This window comes from Streptomyces sp. NBC_00878, assembly GCF_026341515.1.
GTDB lineage: Bacteria > Actinomycetota > Actinomycetes > Streptomycetales > Streptomycetaceae > Streptomyces.
In genome coordinates this window covers 393,228-405,948 of record NZ_JAPEOK010000002.1, presented here as the reverse complement: position 1 = coordinate 405,948, position 12,721 = coordinate 393,228, and the positions used below count along the sequence as shown (strand labels likewise).

Annotated in this window: 7 protein-coding genes; 3 read left to right on the top strand and 4 right to left on the bottom strand. The window is 69.6% G+C overall.

The annotated features are described in order from the left end of the window. Both OHA11_RS45975 and OHA11_RS45970 read right to left on the bottom strand, forming a co-directional pair. Positions 1 to 1,290: an ABC transporter substrate-binding protein gene (locus OHA11_RS45975; RefSeq protein WP_266508368.1), complete on the bottom strand. Its 1,290-nt coding sequence runs from the start codon at positions 1,288 to 1,290 to the stop codon at positions 1 to 3. A gap of 114 nt (positions 1,291 to 1,404) precedes the next feature. Beyond that, complete coding sequence (locus OHA11_RS45970; RefSeq protein ID WP_266508659.1) at positions 1,405 to 3,456, bottom strand: glycoside hydrolase family 27 protein; 2,052 nt, start codon at positions 3,454 to 3,456, stop codon at positions 1,405 to 1,407. 380 nt (positions 3,457 to 3,836) lie between these two features. Here OHA11_RS45970 and OHA11_RS45965 point away from each other — a divergent pair, with 380 nt between their 5' ends. Beyond that, a complete protein-coding gene (locus tag OHA11_RS45965) occupies positions 3,837 to 7,913 on the top strand; it encodes a discoidin domain-containing protein (protein WP_266508366.1) in 4,077 nt (1,358 codons plus the stop codon). 13 nt (positions 7,914 to 7,926) lie between these two features. Here the strand turns inward: OHA11_RS45965 and OHA11_RS45960 are convergent, their stop codons facing one another. After that, entirely contained in the window at positions 7,927 to 8,508 is a 582-nt protein-coding gene (locus tag OHA11_RS45960; RefSeq protein WP_266508365.1) for a PadR family transcriptional regulator, read from the bottom strand. Between the two features lie 97 nt (positions 8,509 to 8,605). Further along, the gene (locus OHA11_RS45955; protein ID WP_266508364.1) at positions 8,606 to 9,403 is read right to left on the bottom strand and encodes an SGNH/GDSL hydrolase family protein; all 798 of its coding nucleotides are present in this window, start codon (positions 9,401 to 9,403) and stop codon (positions 8,606 to 8,608) included. A gap of 316 nt (positions 9,404 to 9,719) precedes the next feature. Between OHA11_RS45955 and OHA11_RS45950 the strand changes: the two genes are divergently transcribed. Together OHA11_RS45950 and OHA11_RS45945 are read left to right on the top strand one after the other, a co-directional pair. Then, on the top strand, positions 9,720 to 10,835 hold the full coding sequence (locus OHA11_RS45950; protein WP_266508363.1) for a LacI family DNA-binding transcriptional regulator: 1,116 nt from the start codon (positions 9,720 to 9,722) through the stop codon (positions 10,833 to 10,835). Positions 10,836 to 11,335: 500 nt separating this feature from the next. Continuing rightward, the gene (locus tag OHA11_RS45945; protein ID WP_266508361.1) at positions 11,336 to 12,721 is read left to right on the top strand and encodes an ABC transporter substrate-binding protein; all 1,386 of its coding nucleotides are present in this window, start codon (positions 11,336 to 11,338) and stop codon (positions 12,719 to 12,721) included.

Genomic DNA, 12,721 nt, shown 5'->3' with positions numbered 1-12,721 from the left:
TCAGGCGTTCCAGATCTTCTCGGCGTCGCGCTGCCAGTCGGTCAGGATGCTGCCGACGGACTTCGGTTTGGCGAGGAACCTGGTGAGTGCGGTGTCGGCGGTGGGCTGGAGGGCGTCGCTGGAGTCCCGGTTGAAGAACTGGGTGATCTCGGCCGCTTCCTCGACGTGGGCGCGGCCCTTCTTCACCAGGGCGGTGCCGGCGTCCTTCGCCTTCGGATTGCACGGCAGGACGGTGCCCGACGAGCCCTTGATGTAGATCTCCTGGGACTCGGCGGTGGCGAGGTAGCTCATCAGGTCGACGACCTGGTCGCGGCGGCCGGTGCGGGCGCTGGCGAAGTAGCCGTCGACCGGGGCCTCTTCGGCGAGCGGGATCTTCGGGTCGATGACGGGGAAGCGGAAGAAGTCGATGTCGTCGAGCGCGTCCTTGGGGGCGGCATCGGCGAAGAAGGTACCGATGAGCATCATGCCGCTGCGGCCGTTGAGCAGGGCGGTCGTGGCGTCCTGGAAGGGGACGGCGGCGCCGTTCGGGTCGAAGTACGGCAGCACTTCCTGCCAGCGGTCGAAGACCTTGCGCACCTCGGGGTCGTCGAACCGGTGCTTTCCGGCCAGGAGTTCGCGGTGGTACACGGCGCCGTTGATACGGATGTCGAGGTAGTCGAACCAGGCCGAGACGATCCAGGGGGTGTTGCCTCCCGCGCCCACCCCGATCGGGGCGACGCCCTTGCTCTTGAGTTTGTCGCACAGGTCGAGGAAGTCGTCCCAGCTCTTGGGTTCGCTCACGCCCCACTTCGCGAAGTTGGACTTCCGGTAGAACATGCCCCACCAGTAGTAGGTGGCGGGGACGAAGACCTTCTTGCCGGAGGCCGCGGTGCACAGCGAGTGCAGCGCCTTGGGGTAGTCCTTGAGGTCGGGCGAGGAGTTCCAGACGTCACCGAGGTCGAGCAGCAGGTTCTTCTTGGCGTAGGTGTTCGCCACCGAGCCGGGGTACCAGGTGTACACGTCCGGCGGGTTGGCGGAGGTGAGGTAGGTCGGCAGCTGGGTGCGGAAGGTCTCCGCGGCGACCGTGTTGAGGCTGGCTCGCCCGGACCCCTTCTTGGCGTACGCGGCGACGAGCTTCTCCATCGCGGCCTTGGCCTGCGGTGCGGAGACGTTGGACTGAAGGGTCACCGCGCCCTTCGAGGAGCTCTTGCCGGAGGAGGTGGAGGTGACACAGCCGCCGAGCAGCGCCGTCGTCCCGGCGGCCCCGAGCCCGGCGAGGAACCGGCGTCGGCCGGTCAGATGATTCGTCATGGATGGCTCCCTGTCGATCCGCACGCGCGGGGCGGGCCGTCCCGACGGCCGGGCCCCGCTCGCGCCGATCCAGATTCGCGTGGCACTCACGCCACGTCAAGAATAATTACTAATTTATTTGAACTGGGTCAGGTGAACGCGGCCGTCGACTCCGCGGAACACCGCGTCGACCGTCCCGCCCGGCCCGGCCACCGCTCCGAGCGCGCCGTCGAAGGCGGCGCTGGGGAACTCCTGTCGCTTCGTCCAGCCCTGCCAGGTGCCGTTCTCGTACCGCTGTTGCCAGAGCGTGTAGTCGGAGGCCCGCGCGTACAGGACCACGGCGTCTCCCACGGTGACGAGTGTCGGGCTGCCGCTGACGGTCCCGCCGAGCGACGTCCACTGCGACCACTCCCCCGACACCGCCCGGGACCGTGTCCATACGTCGTCCGCCGCACTGCGTACGGCCACGTGAACCCGCCCCTGGGCGTCGACGGTGGCGGACGGGCGCCCGTACACCTGCCGCCCACTGGGAGCGCCGAGCGAGGACCAGCCGGTCGACGGGCCGCGCTGCACGACCTGCCCGTCGGAGCCGGTGGCGAACAGCGTCCAGTGTCCGGGGTCGGTGAACGCCACCGACGGCGCGTCGGCCACCCGGCCGCCCAGGCTCTGCCACGCGCCCCAGCTGCCGTCGGCGAAGACCCGCCGGTACACCCGGGAGTCGGCGCCGCGCACGAAGACGTCGATACGGCCGCTGGCCGAGGCGTACGCTGCGGGCTGGCCGAGGATCCGGCCCTTCGTGGGACCGCCGAGATCCCGTGACCGCTTCCTGCCGTCGGCGGCGGCCGTGTGCTGGACGAGGGAGCCCTGCGGTCCGCGCAGGAACGTCGTGAGGGTGTCGCCGTCGCGTACCACCGCCGGGCTCGCCGTGGCCCGTTGGCCCAGGCTGGTGCCGGGCAGGGCGTCGGAGCCGGTCAGCTTCAGGAAGGCGGTGCCGTGCGCGGGGACCTGGACCGTGTACGAGTCGGTGTGGACACCCCGGTCCGCCCTGGCCCGCAGGTCACGCACCTGCACCCCGCCGCCGAGCCCGACGTCGGAGAACCGGACCGTGCGCTCGACGGCGTTGTCGGAGCGGTTGAGCAGCACGACCGCGCGGCGGCCGTCACCCGCGAGGACCTTGCTGTAGACGTCGCCGACGGAGTCACTGGCCACCCGTACGCCCTGGATGGCGAGGGGATCCTGGTCGACGGCGATGATCTCCGGGTTGCGCAGTGTCTCGATCATCGAGTCCGTCAGGGTGCGCGGGTCGGATCCCAGGACGAGGGGCGAGCCCATCTCCGCCCACATCACGAACTGCGTGGTGGACTCCTCCTGCGACAGCTCCAGGGAGCCGTCGCCCATGCGCCGCATGGGGATGAGGTAGTCCGGGTCGTTGTAGTGGCCGGGCCCCTGCGCCTCGGGGTGCCAGGCGTTCGCGTCCATGTTGCGCAGCACGTTGGGCCACTGTCCGGGGCTCGGGGTGCCCCAGGCGATGTCCGTGCCGGTGCGCCAGGAGTCGGCGATCGTCGGGGCGTAGACATACGTGTTGTGCGCGTCCTGCTCGGGGGTGTGCGGCAGCCCCCAGTCGTCGGTCAGGGGGTTGCAGAGGTTCAGCAGCATCTTGCGGCCGGACTTGGCGACCGCGTCGCTGAACTCCTTGAACGCCGGGCCCGGATCGAGTTTGGCGCCGATCCCGCACAGGAAGTCGACCTTGATCGCGTCGACCTTCCAGTCGGCGAACCGCCGGGCGTCCTCCTCGTAGTAGCCCCTGCTGCCGAGACCGCAGGTCTTGCCGCCGTCGTAGGCGCCGGCGTCGGTGTAGATGCCTGCCTTCAAGCCGCGTTTGTGCAGGTAGGAGACCAGGGCCGGGATACCGGAGGGGAAGCGGTCCGGATGGGCGGTCAACCGCCCTTGCGCGTCACGCGGGTTGTCGGCCTGCCAGCCGCCGTCGAGCCACACGATGTCGTAACCGCTGTCGCGCAGACCGCTGCTGACCAGCTTGTCCGCGACGCCGCGCACCTGCTGTTCGGTGGGTGCGCCCAGCCCGTAGTACGTGTTCCAGCCCATGTAGGGCGTCGGCGCGAGACCACTGTCGTAGTAGTCGGGCGCGCCCTGGTCGACGGCGCCCCGATCGTCGGCGGTTCCCGCCATGGCCGTCGGGGCCGCGGTCACCGCCAGGACCGTGGCGATCGCGACCGCGGTGGCACGGCGCGTCAGTCTTGTCGCCGCGGGTGTGCGGACCTGCGGGTGTGAAGTCACTTGCCTCTCCCGAGGGTTGGGAAGCACGAGGACGTGACGCGGGCCGCGCTGCGACAGGGGGGCCGTCGACGTCACGGCGAAGACTGTGGCGCGTGGCCGAAACGCTGTCAATATTAATTCCTAATTTACGAGAAAGTACGGCGGACTCTGCCCCAGGGGTTGACAGAGGCCCGCTCTCGTCACAGCCTTTGGCAACGTTGTCAGGCCGTTGGCATCACGTGGACCGTGTCGAATCCGGCCGCGCCGCTGTCTTTTGATGGGACATCACGCTCATGACAGATAAGCCGAGCTCGCCACGCGTGTCGCGACGCTCCCTCGTCACCACGGGCTCCACCCTGCTGGCGGGGTTCGGACTTGGTTCCCTGCTGCCCGTGTCGACCGCCGCCGCTGCCGGCGCCGTCGCCCCGGCCGCGCCCTCCTCACCTCGTGAGCTGGCGCTCCACCGCCCCGTCGCGGTCTCTTCGACGGCGTACGCGCCCACCCCGGGTTCGTTCGTGGTCGACCGGCTCGCCTCGCCTGGAGTGCGGGGCAGTGGCTGGCGAGCCGCCGCGGGCGACCCGCAGTGGATCTCGATCGACCTGCAGGCCGTTTGCGACGTCACACGGATCCGCCTCACCTTCGAAGGCGACGCGAGCGACCCGGTGTTCACTCCCCCGGCCACGGGCAATCCGGCCAACGGCACCACGGGCAAGGAGATCCAGTCGAGCTACGCGGTCGAGTACGTGGTCGAGACGTCGACCGATCACACGTCCTGGACCAGCGTGCACCGCACGACGGCGGGCACCGGCGGCGTGGTGGACATCCAGCTTCCACGCCCGGTCACCGCGCGCTGGGTACGGATGACCTCGCGCAGGCGCTCCAACCCCAATCCACTGGGTCTGAACGGCTTCGAGGTCTACGGCAGCCCCAAGGGACACCGGCCGTCGGCCACCGGCTGGACGGACTGGGGCACGCAGTCCGGACCCGCGCCCAAGCTCGCGGTGGCCGACGACGGCACCGTGCCGGTGGAGTCCGGCTGGCGGCTCACGCTGGACGACTGGGCCGGCGCCGACGGCGAGGACCTGTCGAAGACGACGGTCGACACGAGCGGTTGGCTGCCGGCCACCGTTCCCGGCACGGTCCTGGCGTCGCTCGTGGACCAGGGCAAGCTGCCCGATCCCGTCGTCGGACTCAACAACCTCCATGTCCCCGAGGCCCTGTCGCGGCACGCCTGGTGGTACAAGCGGGACTTCGAGCTGCCGCGCGGTCTGCGCGCCGGAGCCGGGCGCCGGATCTGGCTGGAGTTCGACGGCGTCAACCACCAGGCCGACATCTGGCTCAACGGCGGGCAGGTGGGCGGTCTGACGTATCCCTTCGCCCGCTCGGCCCACGACGTGACCAAGCTGCTCTCCGCAGACGGCGGCGCGAACGCGCTCGCGGTGAAGATCACGCCGATGCCGGTTCCCGGCAGCCCCGGCGACAAGGGCCCCGCGGGCGAGGCCTGGGTGGACGCGGGCGCCAACCAGATGAACCTCAACTCGCCCACCTACCTGGCTTCTTCGGGCTGGGACTGGATGCCCGCGGTACGCGACCGGGCCGCCGGTATCTGGAACCATGTGCGGCTGAGATCGACCGGCCAGGTCGTGATCGGCGATCCGCGCGTCGACACCCTCCTGCCGAACCTGCCCGACGTGTCGGTCGCCGAGCTGACCATCGTCGTACCGGTCCGCAACGCCGACACCACCGACCACAGGGCGACGGTCACCGCGGCCTTCGACGACGTACGGGTCAGCAAGGTCGTCACCGTGCCGGCGGGCCGAAGCGTCGACGTCACGTTCACCCCCGACGCCTTCGGCCGCCTGCGGGTGCGCGACCCGAAGCTGTGGTGGCCCAACGGGCTCGGTGACCCCGCCCTGCACGATCTCACCCTGGTCGCGTCGGCCGACGGCGCCGAGAGCGACCGCCGCACCACCCGGTTCGGCATCCGCCAGTTCGGCTACGAGTACAAGGTGCCGCTGCCGTTCACCGCGTCCGGCGACGCGTACACCCAGTCCGTGTCGTTCGACCGGCAGCGAGCCCGGTACGTACGTATCAAGTGCCTGACCCGGGCGACCAGTTGGGGCAACTCGCTGTGGACCCTGGCCGTGTCCGACAGCGCACGGCCCGCCGTCGACCTCGCCCTGAACGCACCCGCCGAGGCGTCGAGCAAGGACGGGGACGACCACGCCCCGGCCAACGCGACCGACGGTGATCCCGCGACCCGCTGGTCCTCGGCCTACGAGGACGACCAGTGGATCCGCGTCGATCTGGGGTCCCCGCAGTCCTTCGACCGGGTCGACCTGACCTGGGAGCAGGCGTACGCGAAGACCTACGTGGTGCAGGTCTCCTCCAACGACGCCGACTGGACCGATGTGGCGTCGGTGGACAACAGCGCGGTGCCGCTGCCGTTCAACAACGGCAACGCCAGCCTCCAGGTCGAGGACTTCGCTCCACGCACCGCCCGCTACGTACGAATCGCCTGCGGGCTGCGCAACACGAGCTGGGGCAACTCCCTGTGGTCCCTCGGCGTCATCGACAGCGCCGAGCCCGGCACCGACCTCGCCCTGCGGCAGAAGGCGACCGCGTCCACCGAGGAGTCCGACCACCCGGCCGCGCACGCCACGGACGGCGATACGGGAACCCGCTGGTCGTCCCAGTACGAGGACCACCAGTGGATCCAGGTCGACCTGGGCGCCGCGAAGAGGTTCGACCGGGTGGCGATCCTGTGGGAGCCGGCCTACCCGAAGACCTACGTGATCCAGGTGTCCGACGACGGGGACACGTGGACCGACGTGAAGTCCGTGTCCAACACCCCCGACCCGCTGAAGATCAGTGTGAACGGAGTGCGGGTCCTCGCCCGCGGCGGCAACTGGGGCTGGGACGAACTGCTGCGCCGGATGCCGTCCGAGCGGATGGACGCGGCCGTACGGATGCACCGCGACATGAACTTCACCATGATCCGCAACTGGGTGGGCACCTGCGACCGGGAGGAGTTCTTCGCCGCCTGCGACGAGCACGGGATCCTGGTGTGGAACGACTTCCCCAACGCGTGGGCCATGGACCCGCCGGACCACGACGCCTTCAACTCGATCGCGCGGGACACCGTCCTGCGCTACCGCATCCACCCCAGCGTGGTGGTCTGGTGCGGAGCCAACGAGGGCAACCCGCCGGCCGCGATCGACAAGGGCATGCGTGAGGCCGTCGAGCAGCAGGTCCCCGGCATCCTCTACCAGAACAACTCGGCCGGCGGCATCATCACCGGCGGCGGACCGTACGGCTGGGTCGAGCCGGAGAAGTACTTCGATCCGTCGACGTACGGCAGCAAGGACTTCGGCTTCCACACCGAGATCGGTATGCCGGTCGTCTCCACCGCCGCCAGCATGCGGAACATGGCGGGCGACGAGCCCGAGTGGCCGATACGCGGCGCGTGGTACTACCACGACTGGAGCGAGCGCGGGAATCAGGCACCGCACACGTACAAGGCAGCCGTCGAGGCCCGCCTCGGAGCGGCCGAGGACCTGGACGACTTCGCCCGCAAGGCCCAGTTCGTCAACTACGAGAACACGCGCGCCATGTTCGAGGCATGGAACGCGAACCTGTGGGCCAACGCCAGCGGCCTGATGCTGTGGATGTCCCACCCGGCCTGGCACAGCACGGTCTGGCAGACCTACGACTACGACTTCGACGTCAACGGCACCTACTACGGCGCCCGCTCGGCCTGCGAGCCCCTGCACGTCCAGGCCGACCCCGAGGGACAGGTCCTGGCCGTCAACCACACACGGAAAGACCTCAAGAACGCCACCGTGTCGGCGCGGTTGTTCGACCTGTCGGGCCGTCAGCTCGGCAAGAGCAGGAGCGCGCGGCTGGACGTGGCACCGGCCGCCACTGCGAAGGCGTTCACCGTCGCCTGGGCCGACGACCTGCCCGATCTGCACCTGCTGCGCCTGACCCTGGAGGACGGTGACGGCCGCGTTCTGTCGCGCAACACGTACTGGCGTCATCGCTCCGCGGCCGCCATGCGGGCGCTGACCACAGCGCCGCGGACGAAGGTGTCCGCGACGGTGACGCGCCTGTCCCGTTCCGGGGCACGTCACGGACTGACCGCCACCATCCGCAACCAGGGCCGGGCCGTCGCCGCCATGGTCCGGCTGTCCCTGCTGAACGACACGACCGGCCGTCGGGTGCTGCCGACGCTCTACAGCGACAACTACCTGTGGCTGCTGCCCGGCGAGTCACAGGCCGTCACCTTGTCCTGGCCCGCCCGGGCCCTGACCTCACACCGCCCAGTCCTGAAGGCGGAGGCGTACAACAGCCGCTCCGCCACGGCTTGAGCCGTGCACGTGCTCAGTCCCGTACCGGCGAACCGGGCCTCTCCGCGCGCTGCGCGAGTCGTTTGAGGGCGACCTCGCCCCAGGTCAGGTTGTCCCGTTCGAGGGCCAGACCTCGCAGACACGTGAGGTAGGGCCCGACGCGGTCGGCCGTACTGAAGAACTCGTCCTCGGTACGGCCGGCCAACAGCCGTTCCCGAATGCGCTCGTAGCGCGCCATCTTGGTCACGGCCAGTTCCATGCGCTGGGTGATGGCGGCTCGTACGGCCTCGATGTCGCCGACGTCGACGCACTGCACCTTGACCATGAGCTCGTCCCGGATCGCCGTCGGCTTGGCGGGCGGTTCGGCGGTGTAGGCCCGCACGGCGGCGAAGCCCTCCTCGGTGAGCGAGAACAGCCGCTTGTTCGGACGGCGCTCCTGCTGCACGACGCGGGCGACGACGAGGCCATCGCCTTCCATACGCTCCAGCTCGCGGTAGATCTGCTGCGGTGTGGCCATCCAGAAGTTGGCGACCGTTCCCTCGAACCCCTTGGCGAGGTCGTACCCCGACGCCTCACCCTCCAGGAGCGCCGCCATCACCGCGTTGCGAAGAGCCATAAAGCCAACTTAACACCCTGTTGATTAGTCAATGTGACGACTATGAGAGGGCCGTCGCGGACGCCCTGCGGCGCCCGTCCCGTACTGGTCAGCAGGGTCAGCGGGATTCTTCGGCGACCTGGGCCACCGGAAGCAGGGTGGGGCGCTTGGCCTGCCGTCCGTCGCCGGACGAGCGGCCGCGGAGACGGCGGACGAGCCAGGGTCCGAGGAAGGAGCCCACCCATCGCAGCTCGGACCCGACGGCCCGCAGCCCCGAGGGTGCCGGCTCGCCGGCGGACAGGAACCGGTTCCAGCTGCCGTCGCTTCCCGGCACACCGAGTTGCTCGGCGACCGCGGCGGCGATCAGGGCATGACCGCGCGCGCTCATGTGCAGCCGGTCGGGACTCCACAACTGGCGGTCGGTGGCCAGCGAGTAGGGCTCGGCGTCGGCCACCACGACACCGTGGCGTCCGGCCGCCTCGCGAATGCGGTTGTTCAGTGCGGCGACCCGGTGGCCGATGGGTCTGGCGACGGGGGCGATCCGCCCCATGTCGGGGAAGGTCAGCGTCACCACGCGGGCACCGCTCCCGGTGAGCGCGACGAACATGGCCTCCAGGTGCTCCGCCACCTCGTCCGCGTCGAAGCGGGGGCGCAGCGCGTCGTTGACACCGGCGACGACCGTCACCAGGTCCGGCCGCAGTGTCAGCGCGGGCGCCAACTGCTCCGCGCGCACCTGCCCCGCGAGGCGCCCGCGGACGGCGAGATTGGCGTACAGGAGGCCGGGCTCGGCCCGCGCGATCCGCTCGGCGAGCCGGTCCGCCCACCCTCTCGGATTCCCCGCGCCGTCATCGTCACCGAGGCCCTCGGTCTGACTGTCGCCCAGCGCGACGTACCGCGCGTAGCCAGTGCTCGGCATGGTTGTCGCCCGCCTTCTCTTCGCTCGCTCCTCCCGCTGCCCATGGAGCGGGAGGCGACTGCCAACTAGTCGCCTATTAATGTAATTGACTATCCCAGGAAGTGCACATGTTCCCGCCTGGACGAGAGCTGCTATTTCCCTAAATACAAGGGCATTTGGTACCGCCGAGATTTCCGCTCGCGCCCAGAATGTCGTTGCGGATTGTTTGCGCGAACTCTTGACGTCACCCATATGACTGCGTAGACATGTCTGCGCAGTCAGGCCAACGAGGGCCTGGGATCCTTGGGATCCGTTCGTCGGCCATTGGGGAGTCGCCATGACGCGAGGTACAGGGCGGGGCGGGGGCTCCGCCGCACCGCGCAGTGTGGACGTGGCCCGGCTGGCCGGGGTGTCGCAGAAGACGGTGTCGCGGGTCTTCAACGACGAGCAGTACGTGTCCGCCGACGCTCGCCGACGCGTTCTCGCAGCCGCCGAGGAGCTCGGGTACCGGCTCAACAACGCGGCCAGGGCGCTCGCTTCGGGGCGGACCCGGTCCATCGGTGTGGTGACGCTGGGCACGGCCCTGTACGGACCGGCCACGCTGCTCATGGGAGTCGAGCGGGTCGTCCGGGACGTGGGATACGCGCTCCGTGTGGTCAACACGATGGAAGGTGATCCCGCGGGCATCGCCGGTGCGGTGGACTCACTCCTCGACCAGGGCGTGGACGGCATCGTCATCTCCGAGCCGATCGACGAGAGGGGAGCCGGTGGGAACATCTCCGCCCGGCTCGACGTGCCGGTCCTGGTCATCGGCGCGCCTCCGCCCTTCACCGCGTCCACGGTGCTGGCCGCGGGCGGCGGCGCCGACCGGATGGCCCGGGCTGCCACCGAACACCTGCTGGACCTGGGCCACCCGACCGTGCATCACCTCGCCGGTCCGCAGCGGTGGTACGCCGCACGGGACCGACTTGAAGGCTGGCGGTCCGCGCTCGCGGAACACGGCAAGGACGTCCCGCCGGTCATCCAGGGCGACTGGTCGGCGGCGTCGGGCTACGCGGCGGGCCGGGAACTGGTCTCCCGCCCGGAGGTGACCGCGGTGTTCGCCGCGAACGACGACATGGCCATCGGTCTGATCCGCGCGCTGACCGAGGGCGGCCGGCGTGTGCCGGAGGACGTCAGTGTCGTCGGCTTCGACGACATCCCGGTCGCCGCCTATGTGACTCCTCCCCTGACCAGCGTGCGTCAGCCGTTCGACGCCATGGCGCAGGAGGGGCTCAAGCGTCTCGTGCACGCAATCGAGAATCCGCAGGCGGATCTCCTGCCCGCGAGCGACCCACCGGTCGACCTCATCGTCCGCGCCTCGACCGCGCCGCCGCAGCTCCGGAAGACCCCGGGACGCGGCAGACGCGGTAAAACCCCGCTCCCGAAGGGAGACTCGCCCACTGTCCACTGACACTCGCTGACCAACACCGACAACCACCGACAACCACCGACAACCACCGCCACCCGCCGACAATGACTGAACAGCGGCGATCAGCCCGGCCGACAGAGCTCATGGCCGGGCACGTGATCCGAAAGCGAGCCGCCTGACTGGCCGCTGATCAGCCCTTCACTCCCCCTGCCGTGCCTCGCTCGTCCGGACGATCCCGGGACAGGAGCACCGCGGGACCGTTCCTCTCTCCACGCTCCACCGGGCCCCGAGACAGTCCGCCGCGCCGGTTCCGAACCGTCGCTCCGGCCCCCGCTCCATCCCGCTTGTTCTCCTGTCGGCCGCGTCCTTCCGCCTCCGCAGTACGTGGAACGCACGCCGGTCCTGGTCAGCGAGGACGTGCACCCGACCGCACAGGTCTCCACGAACCGGTCGTCACGTCCACGCCCACCCCCCCTTCGTTCATCTCCGTGCCGCACGCCCTCGCTCGGCGTGCCATGCCCTTCGCCATCGCGGGAGTCACCATGCCCACCTCCAGGTCCTTCGCCAGTCCCTCCGCCATGAACCGCCGGCTCTTCCTCACCGCGACGGGAGCCCTGTCGCTCGGTGCCGCCCTGTCCGCGTGCGGCGGCGGCTCGGGCGGCTCGTCCGACTCCGCCAAGCCGGTCGGCCAGGCCGACATCGACAAGGCGATGAAGACGCCGACCGAGCTGACCTTCTGGACCTGGGTGCCGAACATCGCGAAGGAGATCGCGCTCTTCGAGAAGAAGTACCCGGCCATCAAGGTCAAGGTCGTCAACGCCGGCCAGGGCACCCCTCAGTACACCAAGCTGCGTACGGCGCTGAAGGCAGACAGCGGGGCGCCGGACATGGTGCAGATCGAGTACCAGGCCATCCCGACCTTCACGATCACCAACAGCCTGCTGGACCTGCGGCCCTACGGCGCGTCGAAGCTCAAGGAGACGTTCGTCGACTGGACCTGGGGGCAGGTCAGCGGTGCCAAGGGCGAGGTCTGGGCGATACCGCAGGACACCGGCCCGATGGGCATGCTGTACCGGCAGGACATCTTCGACGAGCACGGCATCGACGTACCCAAGACCTGGGACGAGTTCGCCGCGGCGGCGCGCAAGCTCCACAAGGCCGACCCCAAGGTCTACCTCACCAACCTCGCGGCGAACCAGCCCGCCGCCTGGCACGGTCTGCAGTGGCAGGCCGGCGCCAAGCCGTACGTCACCTCCGGCACCGACATCACCATCAGTGTCGACGACGCCGCCTCCAGGAAGCTCGGCGAGTACTGGGGCGGGCTCGCGAAGGAGGGGGTCATCGGCGTCGAGCCGGACTTCACCGACGCCTGGTACGCGGCCCTCAACAAGGGCAAGTACGCCACCTGGATCACCGCCGCGTGGGGACCTGTCTTCCTCTCCGGTTCCGCCAAGGCCACCGCGGGCAAGTGGCGGGCGGCACCGCTGCCTCAGTGGGACTCCGCCAAGCCGAGCTCCGGCAACTGGGGCGGCTCGACCACCGCCGTGATCCGCTCGACCAAGAACCCCATCGCCGCGGCGGTGTTCGCGCAGTTCCTCAACACCGACCCGGCCAGCGCGAAGATGTTCGCCACCGAGCAGTTCTTCTTCCCGGCGACGAAGGACCTGCTCACGGACCCCGCGTTCGTCGGGGACGCCCCGTCCTTCTACGGCGGCCAGAAGGTCAACCAGGTCTTCGCCGACATCAGTTCCACGGTCAACTCCTCCTTCCAGTGGCCGCCGTTCCTGGACCAGGCGGCGACCGACTGGACCGAGACCGTCGGCAAGTCCCTGGCCGACAAGTCCGACACGGTCCGCGCCCTCGGCAGCTGGCAGTCACGGCTGACCACGTACGCCAAGGACCAGGGCTTCACCGTCAAGGGGGGCTGA

What these genes read in the sequence shown, in the direction of transcription:
- OHA11_RS45975 (WP_266508368.1), bottom strand. Translation starts at nt 1,290, where the DNA reads ATGACGAATCATCTGACCGGCCGACGCCGGTTCCTCGCCGGGCTCGGG.
- OHA11_RS45970 (WP_266508659.1), bottom strand. Translation starts at nt 3,456, where the DNA reads ATGGCGGGAACCGCCGACGATCGGGGCGCCGTCGACCAGGGCGCGCCC.
- OHA11_RS45965 (WP_266508366.1), top strand. Translation starts at nt 3,837, where the DNA reads ATGACAGATAAGCCGAGCTCGCCACGCGTGTCGCGACGCTCCCTCGTC.
- OHA11_RS45960 (WP_266508365.1), bottom strand. Translation starts at nt 8,508, where the DNA reads ATGGCTCTTCGCAACGCGGTGATGGCGGCGCTCCTGGAGGGTGAGGCG.
- OHA11_RS45955 (WP_266508364.1), bottom strand. Translation starts at nt 9,403, where the DNA reads ATGCCGAGCACTGGCTACGCGCGGTACGTCGCGCTGGGCGACAGTCAG.
- OHA11_RS45950 (WP_266508363.1), top strand. Translation starts at nt 9,720, where the DNA reads ATGACGCGAGGTACAGGGCGGGGCGGGGGCTCCGCCGCACCGCGCAGT.
- OHA11_RS45945 (WP_266508361.1), top strand. Translation starts at nt 11,336, where the DNA reads ATGCCCACCTCCAGGTCCTTCGCCAGTCCCTCCGCCATGAACCGCCGG.